This is a genomic window from Pseudomonas brassicacearum, from assembly GCF_009601685.2.
Taxonomy (GTDB): domain Bacteria; phylum Pseudomonadota; class Gammaproteobacteria; order Pseudomonadales; family Pseudomonadaceae; genus Aquipseudomonas; species Aquipseudomonas kilonensis_B.
The window spans coordinates 3,234,289-3,259,704 of record NZ_CP045701.2 but is presented as its reverse complement, the minus strand read 5'-3'; the positions used below and the strand labels follow the sequence as shown (position 1 = coordinate 3,259,704).

Below are 25,416 nucleotides of genomic sequence, written 5' to 3'. Positions count from 1 at the left end.
GCAACGGTTGGACGGTTTCAAAGAGCCCCTGTTTTGGCGAGCATCGCAGGCACTTCAATCCCGTGTGCTTCAGCATTTCGAAAGCCCAATCGACCCCAAGGAAGGAGGTCCATCGTGTCCACTCAAGATACCCATGTCGATTTTATCCAGGCCAGACTACCCATCTGGCTGAAACGAGCGTCGCGAGAACGACAGCAGCGCTTCAAGAGCCTGACCCAGCAATTGCAGCGCGACAGCGACGCACTCAACGCACGGCTTGTCGACCTGCCCGCGCCGGAAACCTTCACGCGCAACCTGCTGCAGGTCCAGCCGGAAATACAGGCCTGGCCTGCGGTGAATGGCTTCGGCGGTGCTGGCGACGCCATACGCCGGGCAAGGGTCAGGCGCAGCCCCTACAGCTATGAGCCCTCGCTGTCGGTGGTGGAAGCGGCCATGCGCAATTACGCGCCCGACGAGGCGGTCACTGGCAGCGATTTCGACAACAAGGGCCAGTTGTTCATTCAGGGAAAGCCGCAAGAGTTCCGCCCATGGGGCGTGCCGTCGGACACTACCCTGTTACCCACGACCCCGGCCGAATTCGCGCGTCTGTGCCGGCGCATGGATGCCGGCGGCGCTTACCGCAAGGTGCTTGAACGGCGTCTGCCGCGCATTGGCGGCGAAGTACCTGCCATCGCCAGCGCCTATATGGCGTATGCACGCAGCCTGCTCACTCATGACGCCTACGAGGCGAAGTTGGACGGGCGCCTCGATGAAACCGGTGAGCGGCTGCTGGCCTCTGTCGGCATTCAACTTCAAGCCCGGCCCGTTGCGCCTTTGGCCTGTGAGGTCAAGTCGCTGGAACTGTTGTCGGTCCCGCTGTTCGGTGCCCGGGTGTATTGGGGCGTGCAAGGAGACGCCCAAGGCGTGCGCCCGATCGTCCTGCACATGCCCCATGATGTGGTGGCACCGCTCAAGCAATTCAGCAGTTTGCAAGCCATGTCCGCTGAATTGACCGAGCGGGTACGCAGACGCAGCTATCGAGAAAGCCTGATGCGCTACCTACCGCTGCGTTTGCAGGCCTGGCTGGGAGCGGCCCTGCATGATCAGGTGGAGTGGGAGGTGGATACTCACCCCAACGTGATCCAGGAAATCTATGCCCGTATCACGGGATGGCGCGAGGGCGAGCGGGGCGAGGACGGCGGCCGTATTCGGGTACCTATGCCCAAGGTATCCTGGAGTTTGATTGATCTGCGAGAGGCGCCCTGGCCGGCCTGTTATCACGAATGGCGTGCCCATGCCTTTGCCAATGCCAGTGCGCTGATGGTCTCCACCGAGGCCCAGGACCGGGAGGCGCTGATGGCGCGCCTCGCTTACTGGGAAAGCCTTGTCGAGCGCACGCTCATGCTCGCGGCGACGTTCTTTCCGTTCTGCGCGCCCATCGGCATGACGGCGGCAGCGGTCGGGGGCGTGCGGCTGGTGTATGAAATCTTCGAAGGTATCCAGGCGTTCAATGAAGGTCATGCCCAAGAAGGTATCGAACATATCTTCAACGTTTTATTCGGGATCGCCCAAGGTGCCTACCTGGGTTTCGTCGGTGGGACGGTGGAACCGATGCCTGTGGGTGACGGCTCCACACGCCTGTGGAATGGCGATGTCCGGCCTTTTGAAGCCAGGCGCTTGCCTCCTGTGGAAGCGGAGCAAGACGCCTGGGGTGTCTGGCGCACGACCAACGAGGCGTGGGTGCGAATCGATGACCGCTACTTCGAGGTCCAAGGCACGAACGATGCCTTGGACCTGCGCCTGCCGGCGGGGCATCAAGGCGTGCGGCCGCCCCTGGAATGGAGCCGTGCCCGTGGTTGGCAATGGGCACATCGCAACCCATTGCAACGGGGCCGCCTGGAACTGCTGCGCAACTTCGCCGAGACGCCGACCGAACTGGATGACAATACGATCTTTATCCTGCAGCGCCAGGTCGGCATCAGCGATGCGCATCTGCGTTACCTGCAAGTAGAGGGGCAGCCGATGCCGGCGATACTCGCCGATGCACTGGATGAGGCAAGGTGTTGGCAGCAAGTGCAGTACACCATTGGACGGCTACTGCGCAATGAAACACCACGAGCCGGGCATTTGCGCATCGTCCAGACGGTTGCGGAGTTGCCGGGTTGGCCCAGCGACCTGACGTTGCGCTACCACGATGGCGTGACCCTGCATTCCATTGGAGACATGGCCGACACGCGCTCGCTCTACCTGTACAAGGCGGACCTGGAACATGACGCCTGGGCGGAGCGTATCCTGGCGGGGCTGAGCACGCCTGAACAGACCTCATTGCTGGGCCAAGCCAGTCTCAGTTTGTCGCCTTTGGAGCGCAGTCGGCTGTTGGCCGGGCGCTGGGGCCGGTATCTGCAACGCAATGCACGGCGGGTGGTCGACGCCATGACCCGTTCCACTGAGGCCGATCCACTGGCCGGCCCTGTGGCCCGGGCTTTCCCAGGCTTGCCCGAATCCATCGCCAACGAGCTTGCCAGCCAGGCCCTTGGCCAGGACCGGGTGCGCCTGTATGACGGACGGGTGGGAGAGGGCTTGGGCTCTCGATGCGCCGAAGCCCTGCGCGAGCTGCGCCTGAGCCGCGCCTTGCGGGCCCTGGATCGCGGTGAAAGTGGTGTTGATCGGGATCGCATCATCATGGGCCTGGTCGGTAGCGCTCCCCAACTAAAAGGCCAGGTGCGCCTGCGCCTGTTTTTGCGCGAGCTTGAAAACCCGCTGGAGGCGGGGGAAACAGGGCCGTTGAAAATCATTCGCCAGGAAGGCGAACAGTACCGCCCTTTTGACGATGAGGGTAATGAGCTGGCCAATGCCCTGGACTTGGAAGATGCCTTGCTCAGAGCGCTGCCGGACGACGCTCGCCAGGCGCTTGGCTTGAACATCTGGCAGGGCGCCACGCTTCGCAGTTGGCTGCTCGCACAAGCCCTTGATGATCGACCAGGCCTGCGTCCCTATTTGCTGATAAAACCCCTGGGGTCTCGTGGCGTCCGTCCGCAATGGCTGAACGGGCGCTTGGGTTACCCATTCAGTGGGCGTGGACGGCTTCCGTTGCAGGTTTGGAGTACAAGTCTGCAAGCGCGTCTCGAGCGACTCTATCCCAGCCATGCCGGAATAGAACTGGCGAGGCTTCAAGAGATCCTGGCCAGAGAGGCCAGTCGCCAGGGCTTGAGCGTGGAGAACTTGGTCACCCAACGGGAAAACCAATGGACCACGTTGGATCAGGAGCTGCATCAATGGGAGATCCATGAGGGCCTTCACCACCCGGCCGAGAGCGGTATCGAGGCCGAGACGCGGCGCTCGTTGCGCCAGGACGTTGCGGCAGAAATTCGCCGTGCCTGGCGACGCGCACCGGATCCGGACCAAGAGGGCGGCGAGCAGTCGTTGCGGCTGGTGGGCCACAACATCGGCCGCTTGCCGCCGATCAGTGTGCGGTTCGAACATGTAGAAGAGCTGGTACTGGTGAACATGGGGCTGAGCGAGGACCCTTCGGCATTCCTGCGGATGTTCCCCAATTTGGATACGCTGCACCTGCACGACAACAGCCTCACCGCGGTGCCCATGGCTGCCAGCGAATTGCCAGCGCTGATAGAGCTGTCACTGAGCAACAATCCGCTCAATATGGACGCGGATGTATTTGCTCCTTTGCTCGGTGCCGATTCTGCGCTGCATGTGCGGATGTTGCATCTATCGGGGATCAGCAGCGGCGGGGAGGCCGGGGCCAGTGCAGCCATGGTCGCGGCCATCGACCGTCTGAGCGGATTGTCCTCCCTGCGTGAGCTGGTATGGGCTGACAACTTGCATTTCACGCCCCAGGAGTTACAAGCCATCACCGCCTTACCCCGGTTGCGTGCATTGGACCTGGTGCGCTGCGGTTTACGCCTGGACGAGCAGGGCAGTGCGTTCCTGCGCAGGGCCACTGGCTTGGAGGACCTGCGTCTGAGCGGCAACAATTGCCGGGACCTGCCGGACTTGCCGGAACTTGTAAACCTGCAGGAACTGGAGCTTTCCAATACCGGGCTTGATCGAGTGCCGGCGTTGGTCTTGACGGTCTTATCGAGACCTTCATCCGACATGCTTATCCTGGACCTCAGGAACAATCGTATCGCCAACATTCAGGATGACCTGCTGCCTGCCCTGGTCGAGCGCCCAAGAGACGATACCGTTGGGCTGTGGCTGGACGACAATCCGTTGCCAAGCGCACAAATCCAAGCCCTTCGGGCAATGGCGCCGGAAGCTTTCCGCTACACCGTCGACGACTGGCTGTATCTCTCCCCCGACTTTCAGCGGGCCCTGGAAGTTGCTCGCGACGACCCCGGAGACCGACGATTCATCGACTGGTTCTCCGGCGCTCTGCGAGACGCCGATGTAAGCTCGCCCGTCGGGGTGGCCTTCGGGGATCGCCAGCGGGCTGCTACTGTTTTGCGGCGCTATACCGGGTATCAGGACGCTTATTCGCCCTTGCCGGAACTGATCGGGGACTTCGACCAACAACTGAGGCAGCTGCGCGTGCGCCTGCAAGCGCGTAGCCTGGACCGACAACCGCCAGATCTTGCTGAGCTGGAACTGCATTTCTCAATGTTCGAAGCGGTCCAGCGCGCTCGTCTCGCGCAACGCGACGTACCTTTTGAAGGCTTCCTGTTCGAGCAGTACGCCTTCTGGACTTACGGGCTGGCGCAGCGCTATCCGCTAGCCGAGCTGCATCAGGCGCAAATGACCCGCGAGACTTTCATTGATTGGCTCTGCGATGCCCAGGACACCTTCAACAACAATGATCAAACCGCCCGTACCGGAGAGATGACCTGGCGGCCCTATCTGGGGCTGATGTCCCAGGACTGGTCCGAAGGGCTGGCGATCTGGGATGTGGTCGATGACGATTTGGTGGATGCGTTCAGTGGGCCGGTGAATCCATCCCGTTGGCCCCAGGTTCTGTTGGATAACCTGGCGCACCCGGATGCCGACCTGCCCAGCCCGCTGGAGTCGTTCATGCAGGGTGACCGCATCGTCTGGCACCGCGTGGGCCTGGAGGCCGTAGCGGATGTGGATTGGGCCACAAACCAGCCGGTGACGCTCACTGAAGATCAGTTGCGACGTACCATGGCGATCTACCGCTCGCTCAAGAGTCGGGAGGTCGAAGCATTGGTGCGCCGGATAACCACTGAGCTGGTCAGCGCCTGGTGGACGACGGGAGCGCGGTAGGAGCTGCGCTCCTACACAGCGGGGCCCGGTAGGAGCTGGCGAAGCCTGCGATCTTTTGATCTTTCGCTTGAGATACGGGGGACTGGGGAAAGATCGCAGCCTCGTTGCACTCGACAGCTCCTACACAGCGGGGCCCTGTAGGAGCTGGCGAAGCCTGCGATCTTTTGATCTTTCGCTTGAGATACGGGGGCTGGGGAAAGATCGCAGCCTCGTTGCACTCGACAGCTCCTACATAGCTCCTACATAGCGGGGCCCTGTAGGAGCTGGCGAAGCCTGCGATCTTTTGATCTTTCGCTTGAGATACGGGGGGCTGGGGAAAGATCGCAGCCTCGTTGCACTCGACAGCTCCTACATAGCTCCTACATAGCCTAGCGGCGTCAGTGGCCAGGCGTCGTCTGGAAGACCAGCGCCTTGAGGCCACATTCCAGGTCGACGTCAGGAAATTCCGGTGGGTTTTCCAGGCGTTTCTCGAAGACCAGCCCCGGCGCTTGCTGGGTAACGCCGTCGATGAGGAAGTCCGAACCGGTTGCCGGGTCGTTGCTGCAGGCCAGGACTGTGCCGTGGGCTGTCAGCAGTTCCGGCAGGCGGCGCAATACCCGCTGATAGTCCTTGGTCAGCAGGAAGCTGCCTTTTTGGAAGGTGGGTGGATCGATGATCACCAGGTCGTAAGGGCCACTGTTGATCACCTTGCCCCAGGACTTGAACAAGTCGTGGCCGAGGAAACTCACCTGGCTCAGGTCGTGGCCATTGAGGCGATGGTTGTCGCGGCCTCGGCTCAGGGCCGCGCGGGACATGTCCAGATTGACCACATGTTGCGCGCCGCCGGCAATGGCCGCTACCGAGAAGCCGCAGGTGTAGGCGAACAGGTTCAGTACCCGTTTGCCATCGGCGTTGGCCCGTACCCATTCGCGGCCATAACGCATGTCGAGGAACAGGCCGTTGTTCTGCTTCTTGCCCAGGTCGATCCGGTAACGCAGGCCGTCTTCGGTCAGGGTCCATTCGTCAATGGGCTCGCCCACCAGCCATTGGGTGACGCTTTGCGGCAGGTAGCGGTGCTGCACCGCCAGCGTATGGGCCTGGCTGTGTTGCCAGGCCGGCGATGCAGTCAGCGCCAGCAACGTGGCGATCAAGTCGTCCAACTGCGTGGGTTCCGGCTCCTTGAACAGCGAGACCAGCACCACCCCTTGCAACCAGTCGACCGTGACCTGCTCCAGGCCCGGCCAGCAGCGCCCGCGGCCGTGGAACAGGCGCCGGGTTTCTTCTGGCACCGACTCCAGGGCTGTCAGCAAATGGACGTGAAGGGTTTGAAGGGCTACGCAATTCATTCAGGCAACGCCAGGGATTCGAAAGGCCGGCATTTTAACCGCAGCTGGACCCGGCGCAATCCCTGTGGAGAGGGTGCTTGCTCCCGCTGCGCGGCGTCCATAGGACCCGTGTAGGAGCTGTGTAGGAGCTGTGTAGGAGCTGTCGAGTGCAACGAGGCTGCGATCTTTCCCCCAACACTTAAATCCCAAGCGAAAGATCAAAAGATCGTCCGAACGCGGCCCGAGCCTTCGGCAGCTCCTACACAACCAGCAGGAACAAGGTGCTACCTAACTGCCGCTTGTAGCCAAAATACTGGCAACCTGTTGCGGCTGGCAGTTGAGGTACGCCGAACGCTTGAGCCACCTTGGGTCCGGGTACCAGGAAAACATGAATTGTCCACCCTTGAGCTTGTCGATCACCTGGCGCGCCACCTGGGGGCGTACGGCAGGGCAACCCTGGCTGCGTCCGATGCGTCCCTGGCGCACGCTCCATAACGGGTTCACATAGTCGGCGGCATGGATCACGATCGCTCGGTCACGGGCCAGGTCATTGAAGCCTGGCTCCAGGCCGTCCATGCGCAGCGAATAGCCGTGGGCACCCTGGTAGCTCTCCTGGGTGCGAAACAGGCCAAGGCTGGATTGGTAACTGCCCAGGCGATTGGAAAATTGCGTGGCGAAGTTTTCCCCGGATTTTTGCCCGTGGGCCACCAGGTCGCGCAATACCAGCTTCTTCTGGCGCAGGTCGAAGATCCACAGGCGACGGGCCGTGGAGGGTTGCGAGTAGTCGATGACCGCCAGGTGGCGGGCCTGGCTGGCGCCATTGGCGAGCGCACATTGCATGGCGCTCAAGGCACTTTTGAGCGCCAGGGGATTGAGTTCCGGCGCTACGTGGGAGAGGCTGTTGTAAAGCGTTTGCGAATTCGCCTTTTTTTCCGCCAGCGCCGGGCTGCAAATGGCACCCAGGCCCAGGATGACCAGACAGACTCGGCGCAAAAAGCCCTGTACAGGCGAAGCGTTTCCAGCGTGGTGTTCGTTCGCGGCATCCCGTCCGATTTTGTTTGTATGCATGATGGCGGGTCGTACCTATCGCAAAATTCACCGTCAACGAGACGGCCATGGATTGGAGTAAAGCAGTTGTTCAAAAAGTCCGCATGTTACCTGAGCCTTTTATTGCTCACTGCGCCATTGGTCGCGACAGCCGAAGATAGCGATCCGGCACTCGTGCAGACCACATTGGCGCAATTGGCGGTCACTTGCCCGGGCGTGGTGGCGGACGGCGACTTTCCGACGTTGCTCGACTTGCAGGCGTTCTATCAGCAAAACGCAGGCCAGGAAGTCTGGTCGGACGACGAACGACGCAGGACGTTGCAGGTCCAGTTGCAACAACTGGCCGACGACGGCCTGGATCCCGCGAGCTATGGCCTGCCGGCCCAGGGCGCAGACCAGGGCGGTCATTGCGTCGACATCGCCACCAGCCAGCGCTATCTGCAGGCCTTGCATGACCTGCGTTTCGGCTATTTGCCCCAAGACCGGCTGGAGCCAGTATGGAGGGCCAACCCGCCGCCACAGGATCATCAGGCCGTGGTGCTCGCCATCGCCGGGCTAGGCCTGCAGAACGTCGCCGATGCCTTTGAACAGGCGCGGCCGAACCTGGACCTCTATCGCAACCTGCGCGACCTCTATGCCCGGCTGCGGCAACAGCCTTTGTCCAACTGGCAACCCGTGCCGGGTGGGCCGCTGCTGCAACCGGACAAGCAGGACGCCCGCGTACCCGCACTGGCCCAGCGACTGTTCAACGAAGGTTACCTGAGCGCGCCGCCGCTGCTTAGCGACGAGCACTACAGCCCCACGCTGGTAGACGCGATGAAAAGCTTCCAGGCCCAGCATTCGCTGCAGGCCGATGGGGTGGTGGGACCGTGGACCGTTACCGAGCTGAACATCAGCCCGGCCATGCGTCGCGAGCAGTTGCGCATCAACCTGGAGCGCATGCGCTGGCTGGCCCAGGACGTAGAAACCGACAGCGTCCTGGTCAACGTGGCGGCGGCCCAGTTGACGGTTTACCGAGGCGGCGCGCCGGTCTGGCAAACCCGCACCCAGGTAGGCCGTGCGCAACGGCAGACACCGTTGCTCAAATCCCATATCACCCGACTGACGCTCAACCCGAGCTGGACCGTACCCCCGACCATCATGCGTGAAGACAAATTGCCCGAGATCCGCCGTGATCCGGAGTTTCTCCGCCGCAACAACCTGCGGATCCTCGACAGTGATGGCCTGCCGTTGCAGGCGGAGGATGTCGACTGGGATCATCCGGGCAACCTCATGTTGCGCCAGGATCCAGGTCCGAAGAACCCGTTGGGCAAAATGGCGATCCGCTTTCCCAACCCGTTCTCGGTGTATCTGCATGACACACCGAGCCAGGCGCTGTTCAGCAAAGGTCCGCGGGCCTTCAGTTCGGGCTGTGTGCGAATCGAACAAGCGATGCACTTGCGCGACCTGCTGGTAAGCCCGGCCGAGCGTGCACGCACCGACACGCTACTGGCCACTGAGACGACCCATGAGTTCAGGCTGGCCCGGCCCGTGCCGATCCTGCTGGGGTACTGGACAGTACAAGCGGACAGTCAGGGCCAGGCGATGTATATCCCGGATATCTATGGGCGTGACGCCAGACTGTCTGCTGCCCATGGCCGCGCACTCTGAGATCAAGCGCAGGCAGTGGCGATTGGCCCGTGCGTGGTCTCGTCGAGCGTTGCAAATAACCGCTGGCCGATGACGCGAGCGGCCTGCAAGTGCAGGTGCGGATCGGCGGTTTCCGATTCGAGCAAACGTTGGGAACTCACCACGCGGGCGCCGCAGTAATCGAAAATGCCATGGTCGATCTGCGTGGTCATCGCCTCGCCGTAGCCGTGGCGCTGAAAGCTGTCGGCATCGGCGCCACCGACTGCCACCAAGTGCACCCGCAAGTGCTGCAGTTGTTGGGCAAACGGCTTGTCGAGGCTGAAATCGAACGCCCAGCCGTTGGAAAACACCCGGTCGATCCAGCCCTTGAGCAACGCCGGCATGGACCACCAGTAAATCGGATAGACCAGCACCAACGCATCGGCACGGTCGATCCTGGCTTGCTCGGCCAGCACATCCGCAGGCGGCGCGGCCTCGCGATGGTGGACCGCATGGTCGGCAAAACTGAAACGCGGATCGAAGCCTTCGGCGGCCAGGTCGGCGATCTCGAGCGTATTGGCGGGGTTGGCGCGGGTAATGCCCTCGGCGATTTCTCCGGCCAGGCTGTGGGTGAGGGAGCGTGGGTCGTGATGGGCAATGACGATGAGTGCATGCATGGCGAAACTCCTTCTGGTCAGGCAGTCTGGAAGACAGGTATGCTGGGTTAAGTTACGATTAGTAAGTTGCGATTGGTAAAGTTAGCATGTCAAGCACTGACGAACATTCGCAGTCTTCACCCCGTCGTCGTTTATCCCGGCATGACCGGCAACGACAATTGCTGGATGTCGCCTGGCGACTGGTGCGCGAGGCGGGCAGCGACGCCCTGACGCTGGCTCGGTTGGCGGACCAGGCGGGGGTGACCAAGCCCATCGTCTACGACCACTTCATCACCCGGTCCGGGTTGCTGGCGGCGCTGTACCAGGATTTCGACGCCCGCCAGACCGCGCTGATGGACGCGGCCCTGGACGCGAGCGACGCCACCCTGCAAAGCAGGGCTTCGGTGATTGCTTGTTCCTACGTCGAGTGTGTGCTGTTGCAAGGCCGAGAGATTCCCGGGGTGATCGCGGCGTTGACCAGCTCGCCGGAACTGGAACGCATCAAGCGGGAATACGAGGGAATTTTCCTCGACAAGTGCCGCGCCGTGCTGGAACCGTTCGCCGGCACGAAGGGCATCACCCAGGCCGGTTTGCGGGCGATGCTGGGGGCGGCAGAGGCCCTGTCCAATGCTGCTGCCACCGGGGAGATCAGCGCTCACGAGGCGAAGGAAGAGCTGCTGGTCAGTATCGTTGCGATGGTGACCAGGACCGTCGAGACCTCTTCAAGCTGAACCACCGCTATCGCGAGCAAGCCTCTCCTCAGGGCTGGCTGCACTTTTATGAAGCCGCAGGCGGGGTGATCGCACCATCGCAAGGCAGTTGGCGGGGCTTGCGCAGCGGAGGTGGGCGCCGGTTGGCTTGCGGTGACTGAGCTGGCGTCTTCGCGGGCAAGCCCGCTCCCACAGGGGGTGTGGCTGATCGGGAGGGCGTGAACAGGGTTGTGAAGGAGGTTTGGCACGCTCGCTGCAAGAGGCTATCCAGGCCCGCCGCGAATACAGTCGAGTGGGCAACCCCGTCGGTCAACGAAGATCGAGTGCCAGCAGGCCGGGGGACAACGGTAGGTCAGGGCGCAGTCGCCGGGCCGATACCGCACAGAACAGGCAAAGACGCCTGGAACCGCAAGGTTTCAGGCGTCTTTTTTTTGCTTTCAAAATCGTGATGGGCTTTTGTCGGGTGCTTTTATGAACTCCAACGTTGCTTCTCTGAACAAGCTGCAAACGCTGATCGTGATCGGCAATGGCATGGTCGGCCATCACTGCGTCGAGCAATTGATCGAGCGCGGTGCCCTCAATCACTACCGCGTGCATGTATTCAGCGAAGAGCCGATGCGTGCCTATGATCGCGTGCATCTGTCCGAGTATTTCTCCGGACGCGATGCCGAGTCCCTGGCCCTTGGCGAAGCGTCGTTGTACCAGACTCCCGGCGTCACGTTGCACCTGGGTGTGCCGGTACTGGAAATCGACCGTGACGCGCATCAAGTGGTGACCGCCCATGATCGCCTTCACTACGACAAGCTGGTGCTCGCCACCGGTTCCTACCCGTTCGTGCCACCGATTGAAGGCGCCGAAGGCGATTCGTGCCTGGTTTATCGCACCCTCGAGGACCTGGACGCGATCCGCGCGGCCGCCAGCAATGCGCGCCGTGGCGTGGTGGTCGGTGGCGGCCTGCTGGGCCTGGAGGCGGCCAATGCCCTCAAGACCCTGGGCCTCGAAGCCCATGTGGTGGAATTCGCCCCCCGACTGATGCCGGTGCAATTGGACACCCAGGGCGGCTTGGCCCTCAAGGCCCGTATCGAGAAGCTGGGCGTCGGCGTGCATCTGTCCAAGGGCACCCAGTCCATCAGCGCCGGTGAGCAGTACCGTTATCGGATGAACTTCGGCGCCGACGATTTCCTGGAAACCGACCTCATCGTGTTTTCCGCCGGCATCCGTGCCCAGGATGCCTTGGCTCGCCAAAGCGACCTGCAGATCGGCCCGCGCGGTGGCGTGGTGATCGACGACCATTGCCAGAGCAGCGACCCGGACATCTACGCCATCGGCGAATGCGCGGCTTGGAACGGCAGCATTTTCGGCCTGGTCGCCCCGGGCTACCAGATGGCCCGCAACGTCGCGGCCCGGCTGTGCGGCGAAAGCGCTGAAGCGTTCACCGGCGCCGACATGTCCACCAAGCTCAAGTTGCTCGGCGTGGACGTCGGCTCCATCGGCGATGCCCATGGCAACACGCCGGGTTCGTGCAGCTTTCAATTCATCGACGAAACCAGCGCCAGCTACCGGCGACTGGTGGTCGACGCCGACGGCAAGCGTGTGATCGGTGCAGTGCTGGTAGGCGACAACAGCTACTACGACACCTTGCTGCAATACATGCAGAACGGCATCGCCTTGCCCAAGGACGCTGCCAGCCTCATCCTCCCATCGTCCGAAGGCGCCCCGACCCTGGGCCCTGCGGCACTGCCCGAAACCGCCACAATCTGCTCGTGCCACAACGTCACCAAGGGCTCGATCTGCTCAGCCATCGACGGTGGCTGCACCGATCTGGGCCAGCTCAAATGCGACACCAAGGCTGGTACCGGGTGTGGTGGTTGCGCGGCCCTGGTCAAGCAAGTGTTCGAGCATGAATTGACGGCCCGCGGCGTCAGCGTCGACAAGAGCCTGTGCGAACATTTCGCCTACACCCGCCAGGAGTTGTATGCGCTGGTGCGGGTCGAAGGCATCATCAGTTTCGACGAACTGCTGGCCAAGCACGGCCGTGGTCACACTGGCTGCGACCTGTGCAAGCCGGCGGTGGGCTCGATCCTGGCGTCGTGCTGGAACCAGCCGATCATGGACCCGTCCCTGGTGCCGTTGCAGGACACCAACGACACCTTCATGGCGAACATGCAGAAAAACGGCACCTACTCAGTGGTGCCGCGTATCGCTGGTGGGGAAATCACCGCCGACAAACTGATCGCCATCGGCGTGGTCGCCAAGAAATACGACCTCTACACCAAGATCACCGGCGGCCAGCGCATCGACCTGTTCGGCGCCCAATTGCATCAGTTGCCGGACATCTGGGCCGAGCTGATCGAAGCCGGTTTCGAAACCGGGCATGCCTACGGCAAATCCACGCGCACGGTGAAATCCTGCGTGGGCAGCACCTGGTGCCGCTACGGCGTGCAGGACAGCGTGCAGATGGCCCTGACCATCGAGGATCGCTACAAAGGCCTGCGCTCGCCGCACAAGCTCAAGTTCGCGGTGTCCGGTTGCACCCGCGAGTGCGCCGAGGCCCAGAGCAAGGACGTCGGCGTGATCGCCACCGAGAAGGGCTGGAACCTCTACGTGGCCGGCAACGGCGGCATGCGCCCACGTCACGCCGAGCTGTTTGCCACGGACCTGGATGACGCCACGCTGATCCGCTACATCGACCGCTTCCTGATGTTCTACATCCGCACCGCCGACAAGTTGCAACGGACCTCGGTCTGGCGCGAAAGCCTGGAAGGCGGCCTGGACTACCTCAAGGACGTGATCATCCACGACAGCCTGGGCCTGGGCGCCGAGCTCGAAGCCCAGATGCAACTGGTGGTCGACCGCTACGAATGCGAATGGGCCAATGCCCTCAAGGATCCGGAGAAGCTCAAGCGTTTCCGCACCTTCGTCAATGACGGGCGCGGCGATCCGGATGTTCATTTCGTCAGGGAACGCGGCCAGCGCCGGCCGGTTCACGCCCACGAACTCCACCTGATTCCCGTTACCGAGGAGGTGCTCTGATGAGCCAGTCAAACGTCGTTCGTATTCCTGTCCGCGATGTCGCCCAACAACCGCTGCAATGGCGCGCCCTGTGCAGCCGCGACGACCTGGTGCCCAACTCTGGCGTGGTCGCCTGGCACGACGGCAGCCAAGTGGCGTTGCTGTACCTGCCCGAGCATCAGGACAAGCCGCTGTACGCCATCGACAATCGCGACCCCAAGTCCGGTGCGAACGTCATCGGCCGCGGTTTGTTGGGCAGCATCAAGGGCGACCTGGTGATTGCCTCGCCGATGTACAAGCAGCATTTCCGCCTGGAAGACGGCCACTGCCTGGAATACCCGGAGCAAAGCCTGCGGGTATGGCCGGTGCGGCTCAATGGTGATGTGGTGGAGATTGGCCAGGACTGACCAGTTTACCCATTTGTGGCGAGGGGATTTATCCCCGCTGGGCTGCGCAGCGGCCCAAAAAATCTTACGGTCGCTACGCAACCGAGCGGGGATAAATCCCCTCGCCACAGGAATGGTTTAGCTCGAATTATTGTTTGATTCGCAACCTGGGGATTAGTAATGAAAACCGCCGCCCAACTGGTGAGACTCAAGAGTGTGCAGAACCAGCAGGTCCACAGCATCGCCCCCGAGCAGACGGTGCTCGAAGCACTGCAAATCATGGCCGAGAAAAATGTCGGCGCGCTGCCGGTGATCGAGGACGGCCAGGTGGTGGGTGTGTTCAGCGAGCGGGACTACGCGCGCAAGATGGTGCTCAAGGGGCGTTCATCGGTGGGGACGACGGTGCGCACCATCATGAGCGCGCCGGTGGTCACCGCCGACAGCCAGCAGAGCATCGATCGCTGTATGGAAGTCATGACTGACAGCCACTTGCGACACCTGCCAGTGCTGGATAACGGGCAGTTGATCGGCCTGTTGTCCATTGGTGACCTGGTGAAGGAGGCGATTGTCGAGCAGGCGGATCTGATCCGGCAGTTGGAGCACTACATTCGCGGACACTGAGCCACAGGGAATTTATCGGTGGGAGCAAGCCTTGCTCCCACCGTTCAGCCCAACATCAGCAACTGCCGGATCAGATTCGGCGTACTGCCGGTCCAGCGCTTGAATGAGCGACGAAAGTTCGCCGTATCGTTGAAGCGCAAGTACTGCGCCACTTCCTCGTTGCTGAACCCCTTGACCTGATACAGATACAAGGCCACATGGGTGTGCACCCGGTCCACCTGTTGCTGGAACCCACTGTGGTGCTTGTGCAGCTTGCGCTTGAGGGTCGCCGGGCTCATGGCGAAGGCCTGGGCGGTCTGTTCCAGGCTGGGCGTCTGCTGCACATGGGCGTGCAGATAGTCGTAGAGGCAATCCAGGAAACTTGATGCGAAGCCCAATTGATCGAGCTGTTCCCGGGCTTCGATCCGCGCCACCTGGCCGGCAGTGACTGACACGTTGGGCCAGGGTTGGGCGAGGCAGTGGCGGGGCAGGCGCATCAGGTCCAGGGGACGGTCGAACTGGGTGTGCTCACCCAGGTGCACCCAATATTGCTCGACGTATCGCGGCTCGCTGTGGCGAAAGTTGCACTGCCAGGGCAGGCGTTCGCCGCTGAGCCAGGCGCTCATCGCCACCATCGAGGTCATGCTCGCCTCCAGCACGAAACGCCATTGTTCATCGGCACCGCAACTGTCGAGCCAATGGACATAGGCATAGTGCTCGTCCAACAGCAGTCTCGGGGCGGCCAACGGGCTGAGCAGCGCCTGCTGGTCGATCAGGGTTTGCAGGGCTTGATGCAGATTCTGTGCGTGACGCAAGGCGTGGCTCGCGGGCCCGTAGTGGCCCGGCAACAGCCGCTGGCCAAACAGAAAGCTGCTGTCGCTGGCATCCAGCAGGCGCCGGCTGTTGTCGATCAGGCCGAGGAACTGTTGCGGGCTGATGCGGCTCTGTCCGGCGAGGATATCCTCATGGAACAGCCCGGTGCCGCGTAGCAGGCGATGACTGTCGATGTCCCGCGACAGCGCCAGGTCGATCAGCGCGGCAGGTTGATAGTGCCCCGGAATGAAGCGGCTGTCGGTTTCGTACCAGCAGGTCTTGAGTGTCATGCGCTTTTCGCCAACGTGGTCCGGCACTGGGCCAGTGCCAGGTTCAGGCGTTTGAGCAAGGCCTCGGGGGATTCGTCGAACGCCATCACCACCGCCGTGCTGGCGACCAGCTGCAACCGTTCGCTGTGTTGCCGGGTCTTGTGGGCCAGGCTGCGAATGGCAATTTCCAGCTCCAGGGCCAGGCGCCGGGCCTGGCTCTCGCCGGTGTCGGGCAGCAGCACCACGAAGCGATCACCGGCCAGGCGGCACAGCAGATCCTGGCGCCGTAGGTTCAGTACCAACAACTGGCTGACGGCCTGCAGTACCGCGTCGCCCTCGCCGTGGCCGAAACGCTGGTTGATGGCCGTGAAGTTGTCCAGGTCCAGGGCCAGCAGCGACAAGGGTTGCTGGCGGCGTCGACTGTCTTCCAGGCTGGCGGACAGTTCGTGCTTGAGAAAGTCGGCGCCCCCCAACGGCGTGAGTTTGTCGAACAGGCGATGCTCACGGAACAGCCGCTCGCGCTTCTCCATCTGCCCGTTGATTGCCAGTTGCTCTCGGTGCCAGTGATAGATACCGAGGGTCAGCAGGATCATGCCCACCGGCATCGGCCCGGATTCGAGCCAGTGGTCCCAGGTGATGCTGTCGGGCAGGCGGATGAATTCGTCGAGGCTGTCGATCCACCAGGAAAAAAAGATGCAGCCCAGGCCCAGGATCAAGTAGTTGGTCACCCGTCCGGCCGGCCGGCTTTTGAGCACCAGCCCCAGCCAGACCAGCGCCAGCAGCGCCGAGCCACCTTCGCCGAGGATGTCCAGCCAGACCCATTCGCTGACGGGTTTGAGTTCGCCGCAGGCCAAGTGCAGCATCAACCCGAGGTTGGCCGCCAGCAGGAGCAGGGCGAGTTTGAGACGGTGCGGGCGCAGCACGGAGAACATGGCCGGAATCCTTTGCCAGAAGCGGAATGCGGCCCAGCACAGCAGATGAATGTGACAGTGCGGTGACGGCGGGTGATAGGGTGGGGGAGGTCGAATCAGCTCATCCATTGTCTGAACTTTTCATTCATGACATCGCCACCTGCCTCATTGTGGCGAGGGGATTTTGTGGGAGCAAAGCTTGCTCGCGATGAAGACGACGCGGTTTTTCAGGGAATCGAGGCGCCTGCATCGCGAGCAAGCTTTGCTCCCACAGCGGTGCGACGTTTCGCCAAATTCCTTCGCCCTTCAGATTCCCTGAGCCTGTAAAAAGGTCATTTCAGCTCATTTCGGCTCGCAAGCCCCCCTAAATCAGCCGATTGCAGCCCCTGCAGCCAAACCCTGTCACAGAACCGTCATTCCCCACCCCTAGCGTGCCCTCCCAGTTGCCGGGCCATTGCCTGGCGGATTTCCGGATTCCTGGGGAGGATCACCATGTATCACCGCACAAGCACTGCCGGGCTCGTCGGTTTCACGTTCACCGCATTGGCGATGGCCGTTGCCAGTGAGCGACTGAGCGCCGCCGAGCAGACGGCCACTGAACACGTTGAAGTGGTCGGCCAGGCGGCCAGTATCGACCAGGCCCTCAAGGAGCAGCGCAGCGCCGACAGCATCAAGAGCGTGGTGCATGCCGATGGCGTGGCGCAGTTGCCGGATGAAAACGTCGCCGAAGCGGTGCAGCGCCTGCCCGGCGTCAGCGTCGAGCGCGACCAGGGTGAAGGCCGGTTTGTCAGCGTGCGCGGCCTGGGGCCGGACCTCAACAGTGTGACCATCAACGGCACGCTGGTACCGGCTCCGGAAAGCGAGCGTCGAGCCGTTGCCCTGGATGTGCTGCCTTCGGAACTGGTGCAATCGTTGTCGGTGATCAAGACCCTGACGCCGGACATGGACGCCAATTCCCTGGGCGGCACGGTGGACGTCAAGAGCCTGTCGGCTTTCGACCACAAGGGCCTGTTCTACACCGGCAGCAGCGAAGCCAGCTACGACAAGAACACCAGCCAGACCAGCCCGAAATTCTCCGGCGCCATCAGCGACCGTTTCAGCCTCGGCGACGGCATCGACAACTTCGGCGTGGCCGCGGCACTGAGCTGGCAGAAGCGTGACTTCGGTTCGGACAACGTCGAAACCGGCGGCGCCTGGGACTTCGAGCAAGGCTCGCGCCTCGAAGAGTTCGAACAGCGCGACTACGACATCAGTCGCGAGCGTGCCGGTGGCGGGTTGAACTTCGACTACAAGCCCGATGACTTGAGCAGCTATTACCTGCGCACGTTGTACAGCCGCTACAAGGACAGCGAAACCCGCAACGCCGCCAGCATTGCCTTCGAGGACCCGCAAGCAGCCGGCGAACTGGGGGATGCCGAGGGCAAGCGCAAACTCAAGCAACGTGAAGAAACCCAGGAGATCCAATCCTACGTGCTCGGTGGCGAGCGCCTGTTCGGGCTCTGGACCCTGAGTGGCCAGGGCGGCTACAGCCAATCCAGCGAAGACAGCCCTGGCCACATCGCCGGTGCCACCTTCAAAGGCATCGACGATTTCAGCGGCGGCTTCTACGACAACGACAAACCGCGGCCGATCATTGGCTCGGGGTTCTATGATCCGGCGAACTTCAGCCTCGACAAGGTCGATTGGGAAGAGCAGAAGACCACCGACACAGAGAAAAACCTGCGCTTGGACCTGGCCCGGGACTATGACTTGAGTGGTTACGCTTCCCAAGTCAAATTCGGCGGCAAAGTCAGTCGACGCGACAAGGATAATGACCTCGATGCCTGGGTCTACGAAGACTTCGATGATTTGGGCTTCACCGATGACCAGCTCAACCTCGGGCAATTCCAGAAAGGTAATGTCGATTATCGCCTCGGCCGCTTCGGCCCGGGCATCAGCGCCGATGCCATCAAGCAACTGCTGGGCGGTCTGAATCGCGATGAGTTCTTTGACGAGCAGGAGTCGCGAGTCAACGACTTCAAGATGAGCGAGGACATCAACGCCGCCTACCTGATGAACACAGTCGATATCGATGACTGGCGCTTCATCGCCGGCATGCGCTACGAGGGCACCGAATTCGACGCCAAGGGCACCGGCGTCACTGACGGCGTATTCACCGACACCGAGACCCGCCGCAAGTATCACCACTGGTTGCCGGGCCTGCACGCGCGCTACCAACTGGACAAGAACACCCAGGTGCGTGCGGCGTGGACCAAATCCGTGGTGCGTCCGACCTTCGGGCAATTGGCACCGGGTTTTGTCATCGACGATGACGAGGCCTCCTTCGGCAACCCGGACCTCAAACCCCTGGAGTCGAGCAACCTGGACCTGGGCATCGAGCACTTCATGGGCCACGCCGGTACGGTCTCGGCCTTCGTGTTCTATAAGGACATCAAGAACTTCGTCTACAACACCGACCTGGCCGGCACCGGTGCCTGGACCGATTTTTCAGAAGCCCACAGCTACGCCAACGGCGACAGCGCCAAGCTGTATGGCCTGGAATTGGCCTACTCGCAAAAATTCGACTGGCTGCCGGCGCCCTGGAACGGCCTGCTGCTCGGCGCCAACACCACCTTCAGCCGTTCGGACGCCGAGATCGAGGGCTTCGACCAAGCCAGTGGTACCCAGCGCAAACGCAGCATCGACCTGCCAAACCAGTCGGACACGGTCGGCAACCTGATGCTGGGTTGGGAAAACGACAAGCTGAGCCTGCGGTTGTCGGCCAACTACAAGTCAGCGTACCTGTTCGAGCTGGCATCCATCGGCGACCGCGACCATGACCTGTACGTCGACGCCCAGACCTTCGTCGATTTCAGCGCGCGCTATTCGCTGACCAAAAACCTGCAAGTCAGCCTGGAAGCCCAGAACCTCACCGACGAGCCCTATTTCGTCTACACCGGCCACCGCTCCTACAACGGCCAGTACGAAGAGTACGGCCCGACCTACAAGCTGGGACTGACCTTTACCCATTTCTAGATTGCGAGGCTGATCACGTGTGGCAATGCCACAGAAGTGAGCAGCAAGCCCATTTGAATCTGACTGAACGACAAGGATTTTCCCGTTGAACACGATGTTTTTCCTGCCCAAGCGCTACCTACTGGCGATGGCGATCAGCCTGGCGTCAGCCGCCGCCCTGGCGGCTTCCCCAGCGCCCAAGTTCAAGCTGCAACCTTGGTCTCAAGCCGAGCAATTGTCGATCAACGCCCTGGCATTCCTGCCCGGCCCTTCGACGACCGAGCGACTGGCCAGTGCCCGCGAAGGCTTGTTCTTGCTCGATGCCCAAGGTCGCGAACTGACGCGCCTGAAGGGCACCTTCGAAAGCCTCGACAGCCGTAGCCAGGGCGCGAACGTGCTGGTCGCCAGCCTCGACAGCACGCGCCAGCAAGCCCTGGTCGTGAGCCTCAATCCGCAACACCGTCAGTGGGGCCTGCCGTTGTACCTGCCCGCGCGGGATTTTCCGGTCAACGGCCTGTGCCTGTACCGCGACGAGGCGAGCAACCTGTTTGTGTTTCTGGTCGGCGAGGAGGGCAAGGGCGAGCAATGGTGGGTAGGCAATGGCGAGCGTTTGGGCGACACCGCGCAACGAGTGCGCGGCCTGCCGTTGCCGCCGGACGCCAAGACCTGCCAGGTGCAGGACAACGCCAATCAATTGTTCGTCAACGAAGAACGGGTGGGCTGGTGGGCTTATCCGGCATCCTCGGAGGCCGAGGCCGTTAGGGTTCCCGTAGCGATGCGTGCACCGTTCGGCGACCTCCAGCAAAGCGCCGGCGCCATGGCCGTGTTGCCGGGAGGCCTGTTGGGGCTGGACCCGGAAGCGGCGCAACTGCATGTGTATCAGCAACAGGGAGAGGGTTGGAGTGCCAAAGCCAACCTGCCGTTGGCGGGCCTGAAAGAACCAGAAAACTTCGCCGCGCGGCTGACGAAAACTGGCGTCGAAGTGCTGCTGCGCGACGATGACAACGGGCACCTGTACCAAGGCGAAATCAGCTGGAAACCCACGCCGGTGCCCTTGCCGCCGGTTCTGCCCACAGTGGCTGCCATCGTCCAGAGCGAGCCGGTGGCCCGCCAGGGCGATGCAGCCGATGACCCGGCGATCTGGGTCCATCCGACGACGCCCGGGCTGAGCCGGGTGTTGGGCACCAACAAGAAGCAAGGCCTGCTGGCCTATGACCTGCAAGGCAAGTTGCTGCAGGAACTGGCGGTCGGGCGCCTGAATAACGTCGATGTGCGGGCGAACTTCAAGCTGGGCACGCAAACCGTCGATCTGGCCGTGGCCAGCAACCGAGATCGCAACAGCTTGAGCCTGTTCAGCATCGACCGCGCCAGCGGCGAGTTGCGCGAAGCGGGCGAGATTGCGACGTCATTGAAGCAAATCTACGGCATCTGCCTGTTCCAGCCTGCCGAAGGTGAACTGTATGCCTTCGCCAACGGCAAGGACGGGCGCTTCGTGCAGTACCGCCTGAGCGCGCCGGACGGTGTGGTGAAAGGCGAGTTGGTGCGCCAGTTCAGTGTCGACAGCCAGCCTGAAGGTTGCGTCGCCGACGAGCAACGCCAGCGCTTGTTTCTCGGTGAGGAGGACGTCGGCGTCTGGGCGGTGGATGCCCGGGCCGACCAACCGGCGACCTTGAGCCGTGTGATCAAGGTCGGCCCGTCGTTGCACGCCGACGTCGAAGGCATGGCCTTGTACCAGGCCAACGGCCACGACTATCTGGTGATTTCCAGCCAGGGCAACGACAGCTACCTGGTGCTCGATGCCGAACCTCCCTATGCCGTGCGCGGCGCCTTTCGGATCGGTCTGAACGCGGCCGCAGGCATTGATGGTGCGTCGGAAACCGACGGCCTGGAGGTGACCTCGGCGAACCTCGGCGGGCCTTGGAGCCAGGGCATGCTGGTGGTCCAGGATGGCCGCAAGCGCATGCCCGAGCAAACCCAGAACTTCAAGTTCGTGCCTTGGGCCGACGTGGCCGAAGCGCTGCGCCTGCCTTGAGCGACGCTGTCATCAACCGGTCACGAACATTTCATCGAATAACCGCCAGACAGGAGTTTCAACCATGCAAGCCACTTTGGAACACATGACGATCTGGGGCCTGATCAGTGACGCGAGTCTGCTGGTCAAGGCGGTCATGCTCACGTTGCTGCTGGCCTCGTTATTGAGCTGGTACCTGATTATCCAGCGCAGCGCCGTGCTGCAACGCAACGAGCGCCAACTCAACGGTTTCTTGCAGCGCTTTCGCAGCACCCAGGATCTGCTGCCGTTGTACCGGGAACACGCGCAGGTCGGCGAAGACGACGGTGGTGTCTCCCCGATTTTCCAGGCGGGTGTGCTGGCCTTCACTCAGCTCAACCAACCTTCAAGCACGCCACAAGTGGTGCTTGAAGGCGTCGAGCGCTCGTTGCAGGTGGCGATCAGCGAACAGGAAGTACAGCTGGAAAAAGGCCTGCAGTTTCTCGCCACCGTCGGCTCGGTCAGCCCCTACATCGGATTGTTCGGCACCGTCTGGGGGATCATGAATGCCTTTATCGGCCTCTCCCAGGTGCAACAAGCGAGCCTTTCCACCGTGGCGCCGGGCATTGCCGAGGCGTTGATCGCCACGGCCATCGGCTTGTTCGCGGCGATCCCGGCGGTGATTGCCTATAACCGTTTTGCCGCTCGCGGCCAGACCCTGCTGACCCGTTACTACGCCTTCGGCAACGAGCTGCAGGCGCGTCTGCACCGCAAGCTGCACGGTGCCCCGGTGAACCTGGCCACGGCCGCTTGAGAGGAGAGGGCAGATGCTCGTCAAGCCACAACGCAAGCACGGTCCCAAGGCCGAAATGAACGTGGTGCCGTACATCGACGTGATGTTGGTGCTGCTGGTGATTTTCATGGTCACCGCGCCCATGCTGACCCAGGGGGTGAAGATCGAACTGCCCAAGGTCGCCAGCGAAGCACTGGCCAACGACAGTCGCCAGCAAATCCTGACTCTGTCGGTCAAGGCCGAGGGCGGTTACTACTGGAACCTGGGCGGAGAGCTGGACACCCGTCACCAGACTGACAGCGCCGTGGACCTGGAGCAGATGCGAGCCAAGGTGGCACAGGTCGTGGGCGAGCGCAGCGATACCCAGGTGTACATCCGTGCCGACGAGCATGCCGATTACGGCCGGGTCGTTGCGGCCATGGCCGCGTTGCAGCAGGGCGGCGTGAGCAACCTGGGGCTGGTGACCGAGGCGCCGCAATGACGGCGATGATCATGCACAGTCCATCCCTGGGCGCGCCTGCGTCGAGGCGCGGCTTATGGAAAAACAGCCTGGCAGCGGGGCTCGCGTTGGCCCTGCACGCTGGAGTGGTGGCGTTGTTGGTGCTGGGTTGGAGCGTGGAGAAGCCAGCCGCCGAGGCGCCACGGGTGCTGCACACGCAACTGGTGATGTTGCCGGCGACAGCCGTGCCTGAAGCGCCTGCACCGGCACCGGTCATCCCTGTTGCACCGCCAGCGGTCGAATCCACCCCATCACCCATGCAAGCGCCACGTCCCGCCCCCACCAAGCCGGTTGTAGACCCGCGGATCCAGGCACAGAAACTGGAACAGGCGGCCCTGGCCCGCAAACGGGTCGAGGAGCAAAAGCGCGAGCAACAGGCCCGACAGCAGCGCGAACGCCAGGAAAGCGAACGACGCAGGCAAGACGCCGAGCAGCAGGCCGCCGAACAGCAGCGCCAGGCCCGGCAAGCACAAGCACTCGCCGAGCAACGCCAAGCCGAACAGGCGCGTCAGGCCGCCGCCGACAGCCGCAGCTACCAACCGCTGAGCAAGCAAGCCCCGGACTATCCGCAACGCGCCCTGGACAAGGGCCTGGAAGGCGATTGCACCGTGGAATACAGCGTGACGCCGGACGGGCGGATCGATAACCCCAAGGTGCTCGAGGGCTGCCACCCACTGTTCATCCGACCGTCCCTGGCCGCCGCCCAGACGTTTCGTTATCAGCCGCGGATCATCGATGGCAGGGCGGTGACGGTACCGGCGGTACGCAATACTTTTCACTACCGGATCAAATAAACGCTTGATATTGCCCCAGGCAGTAGAAGCCATCTACGAACTATGTAGGGCCCACGTAGGAGCTGCCGTGTAGGAGCTGTGTAGGAGCTGTGTAGGAGCTGTCGAGTGCAACGAGGCTGCGATCTTTCCCCAGACACTTGAATCCCAAGCGAAAGATCAAGATCAAGATCAAGATCAAGATCAAAAGATCGCAGGCTTCGCCAGCTCCTACAAAGCCCGCCACGAGCCTGCCCCACCCATTCCATCCCATGTTCAGACACACGTTGCATAAAGAGCTTGGATTAACGCGCGAACATTAATTAGAATCAGTCTCATTTAAGACTTTGCGCAGGCTTCTGGACATGTGTGATGCAGTTACGCCGATGGAGCATTCCCTCCATGCGTTGTACCGTGACCACGGTAGCTGGCTGGAAGGCTGGCTGCGACGGCGCATGGGCAACGCATGGGATGCGGCGGACCTGCGCCAGGATACATTCCTGCGGGTGCTTTCCAGTTCCCAGGCACTGGCGGACCTGCAAGAACCCCGGGCGTATCTGCTGACCGTCGGCAAACGCCTGTTGAGCAATTTCTACACCCGGCGAAACCTGGAGCAGACGTACCTCGAGGCCCTGGCACGCTTGCCTGAGGCTTGCGCACCGTCGCCAGAACAACGTTGGCTGCTGCTGGAAACCCTGCAAGCCCTGGACGAATTGCTCGATGGCCTGCCGCCCCTGGTGCGGCGGACTTTTCTCTGGAGCCAGCTTGAAGGCTTGGGTTATCGCGAGATCGCCGAACGCCTGCAAGTGTCCGAGCGCACGGTCAAACGCTACATGGCCCAAGCCTATGAGCATTGCCTGTTGGTGGACTTCTGATGCGCCCGGCCCCTTCACCCGAAGCCCGCGAAGCGGCGCGGGCGGCGGCTCGCTGGTTGACCCTGATGGAGTTCGACGGGGATGCGTTCGACTCGGCGGCCCTGCAACGCTGGCGCGACAGCAGCGCTCATCACGAGGCGGCCTGGCAGAAGGCCCGGCGATTGCGCCAGCGTTTTGCCGCAGTGCCCGCGTCCCTGGGCATGGCAACGCTGGACCGCCCGGTGCTGGCCCGGCGTGCGGTGCTCAAGCGCGCATTGGGCGTCGCCGCATTGGTCCCGACCGCCTGGCTGCTGGGGCGAGCGCTACCGTTGGACGCTTGGCGCGCTGACTTGCACACCGCCACGGGCGAGCAACGGCGCTGGTCGCTGGTCGATGGCAGTGCGCTGCAACTGAACACCGACAGCGCCGTCGACCTGGACCTCAAGGCGCGGCGCCTGGTGCTGGTGCGCGGCGAGATGGCCCTCAAACTCGCCGCAAGCGCGCCATTGTCCGTTCAATCACCCTATGGGCTCATCACAATCCGTCGTGGCGAAATCTGTGTGTACCTGGGCGAGCGCGATTGCCGGGTGTCGGTGGTCAGCGGTTCGGCGCAACTGCAACCCCGGCGCGGGCCACTGCTGAGCCTGGAAGCGGGCCAGCAGGTCAACCTCCAGGCCTCAGGCGCGGGGCCAGTGAAGGCGTTCGACGTGGCACAGCTGGGTTGGCGTGACGGCGTATTGGTTGCGCAGGAGCAGCCGCTGGGGCATTTCCTGCGGGAACTGAGCCGCTATCGCCCCGGGGTGTTGCGTTGGGACGAAACCCTGGAATCCCTGCGAATCACCGGTAGCTTCCGCCTGGACAACACCGACAGAATTCTCGCGCTGCTGGCGGCCAGCCTGCCGCTGGACGTGCACATGCGCACTCGCTACTGGGTCACGTTGACGCTTCGCAAAAATATGGCCTGACGCCTGTCCCCTTTTTTT

The 25,416-nt window shown here is 62.4% G+C and carries 18 protein-coding genes; 13 read left to right on the top strand and 5 right to left on the bottom strand.

The annotated features are described in order from the left end of the window. Nucleotides 1-114 precede the first annotated feature (114 nt). Nucleotides 115-5,217, top strand: coding sequence for a leucine-rich repeat domain-containing protein (locus GFU70_RS14120; protein ID WP_153388262.1), 5,103 nt, complete (start codon nt 115-117; stop codon nt 5,215-5,217). Nucleotides 5,218-5,594: 377 nt separating this feature from the next. On the opposite strand, the gene GFU70_RS14115 is transcribed toward GFU70_RS14120, so the two are convergent. Both GFU70_RS14115 and GFU70_RS14110 read right to left on the bottom strand, forming a co-directional pair. Then, nucleotides 5,595-6,542: a class I SAM-dependent methyltransferase gene (locus GFU70_RS14115; protein ID WP_058543700.1), complete on the bottom strand. Its 948-nt coding sequence runs from the start codon at nt 6,540-6,542 to the stop codon at nt 5,595-5,597. Nucleotides 6,543-6,809: 267 nt separating this feature from the next. Beyond that, nucleotides 6,810-7,493, bottom strand: a complete 684-nt coding sequence (locus GFU70_RS14110) for a murein L,D-transpeptidase catalytic domain family protein (protein WP_058543713.1) — start codon at nt 7,491-7,493, stop codon at nt 6,810-6,812. Between the two features lie 162 nt (nt 7,494-7,655). Between GFU70_RS14110 and GFU70_RS14105 the strand changes: the two genes are divergently transcribed. Continuing rightward, nucleotides 7,656-9,218, top strand: coding sequence for a L,D-transpeptidase family protein (locus tag GFU70_RS14105; RefSeq protein WP_153388261.1), 1,563 nt, complete (start codon nt 7,656-7,658; stop codon nt 9,216-9,218). A 2-nt stretch (nt 9,219-9,220) separates the two neighbouring features. On the opposite strand, the gene GFU70_RS14100 is transcribed toward GFU70_RS14105, so the two are convergent. After that, nucleotides 9,221-9,853, bottom strand: coding sequence for an NAD(P)H-dependent oxidoreductase (locus tag GFU70_RS14100; RefSeq protein ID WP_058543698.1), 633 nt, complete (start codon nt 9,851-9,853; stop codon nt 9,221-9,223). A gap of 86 nt (nt 9,854-9,939) precedes the next feature. On the opposite strand from GFU70_RS14100, the gene GFU70_RS14095 reads away from it, so the two are divergent. The 4 genes from GFU70_RS14095 (at nt 9,940) to GFU70_RS14080 (ending at nt 14,561) form a co-directional block, all read left to right on the top strand. Beyond that, on the top strand, nt 9,940-10,563 hold the full coding sequence (locus tag GFU70_RS14095) for a TetR/AcrR family transcriptional regulator (RefSeq protein ID WP_153388260.1): 624 nt from the start codon (nt 9,940-9,942) through the stop codon (nt 10,561-10,563). A 450-nt stretch (nt 10,564-11,013) separates the two neighbouring features. Then, a complete protein-coding gene (gene nirB / locus GFU70_RS14090; RefSeq protein WP_153388259.1) occupies nt 11,014-13,575 on the top strand; it encodes a nitrite reductase large subunit NirB in 2,562 nt (853 codons plus the stop codon). Next, on the top strand, nt 13,575-13,961 hold the full coding sequence (nirD, locus tag GFU70_RS14085) for a nitrite reductase small subunit NirD (protein ID WP_116642211.1): 387 nt from the start codon (nt 13,575-13,577) through the stop codon (nt 13,959-13,961). Before nirB ends, nirD begins: the two co-directional genes overlap by 1 nt. Nucleotides 13,962-14,120: 159 nt before the next feature. Continuing rightward, complete coding sequence (locus tag GFU70_RS14080) at nt 14,121-14,561, top strand: CBS domain-containing protein (RefSeq protein WP_003202071.1); 441 nt, start codon at nt 14,121-14,123, stop codon at nt 14,559-14,561. A gap of 44 nt (nt 14,562-14,605) precedes the next feature. Here the strand turns inward: GFU70_RS14080 and GFU70_RS14075 are convergent, their stop codons facing one another. Together GFU70_RS14075 and GFU70_RS14070 are read right to left on the bottom strand one after the other, a co-directional pair. Continuing rightward, nucleotides 14,606-15,643, bottom strand: a complete 1,038-nt coding sequence (locus GFU70_RS14075) for an AraC family transcriptional regulator (RefSeq protein WP_153388258.1) — start codon at nt 15,641-15,643, stop codon at nt 14,606-14,608. After that, nucleotides 15,640-16,554 (bottom strand): GGDEF domain-containing protein, encoded by a 915-nt coding sequence (locus tag GFU70_RS14070; RefSeq protein ID WP_058543693.1) that lies wholly within the window; start codon nt 16,552-16,554, stop codon nt 15,640-15,642. Before GFU70_RS14070 ends, GFU70_RS14075 begins: the two co-directional genes overlap by 4 nt. 471 nt (nt 16,555-17,025) lie before the next feature. Here GFU70_RS14070 and GFU70_RS14065 point away from each other — a divergent pair, with 471 nt between their 5' ends. The 7 genes from GFU70_RS14065 to GFU70_RS14035 all read left to right on the top strand — a co-directional run bounded on the left by GFU70_RS14065 (nt 17,026) and on the right by GFU70_RS14035 (nt 25,398). After that, a complete protein-coding gene (locus GFU70_RS14065; protein ID WP_116642214.1) occupies nt 17,026-19,548 on the top strand; it encodes a TonB-dependent receptor in 2,523 nt (840 codons plus the stop codon). Nucleotides 19,549-19,642: 94 nt separating this feature from the next. After that, nucleotides 19,643-21,559 carry a phytase gene (locus tag GFU70_RS14060; protein WP_226921171.1) on the top strand — a complete coding sequence of 639 codons (1,917 nt, stop codon included), beginning with the start codon at nt 19,643-19,645 and terminating at the stop codon, nt 21,557-21,559. 64 nt (nt 21,560-21,623) lie between these two features. Beyond that, nucleotides 21,624-22,331: a protein TolQ gene (gene tolQ, locus GFU70_RS14055; RefSeq protein ID WP_153388256.1), complete on the top strand. Its 708-nt coding sequence runs from the start codon at nt 21,624-21,626 to the stop codon at nt 22,329-22,331. 13 nt (nt 22,332-22,344) lie between these two features. Then, nucleotides 22,345-22,791 (top strand): protein TolR, encoded by a 447-nt coding sequence (tolR, locus tag GFU70_RS14050; RefSeq protein WP_153388255.1) that lies wholly within the window; start codon nt 22,345-22,347, stop codon nt 22,789-22,791. After that, the gene (locus tag GFU70_RS14045) at nt 22,788-23,603 is read left to right on the top strand and encodes an energy transducer TonB (RefSeq protein WP_153388254.1); all 816 of its coding nucleotides are present in this window, start codon (nt 22,788-22,790) and stop codon (nt 23,601-23,603) included. Before tolR ends, GFU70_RS14045 begins: the two co-directional genes overlap by 4 nt. A 341-nt stretch (nt 23,604-23,944) precedes the next feature. Continuing rightward, a complete protein-coding gene (locus tag GFU70_RS14040) occupies nt 23,945-24,454 on the top strand; it encodes a sigma-70 family RNA polymerase sigma factor (RefSeq protein WP_153388253.1) in 510 nt (169 codons plus the stop codon). After that, nucleotides 24,454-25,398 (top strand): FecR domain-containing protein, encoded by a 945-nt coding sequence (locus GFU70_RS14035; protein WP_153388252.1) that lies wholly within the window; start codon nt 24,454-24,456, stop codon nt 25,396-25,398. The genes GFU70_RS14040 and GFU70_RS14035 overlap by 1 nt, the downstream gene beginning before the upstream one ends. The last annotated feature ends 18 nt before the right edge of the window (nt 25,399-25,416 follow it).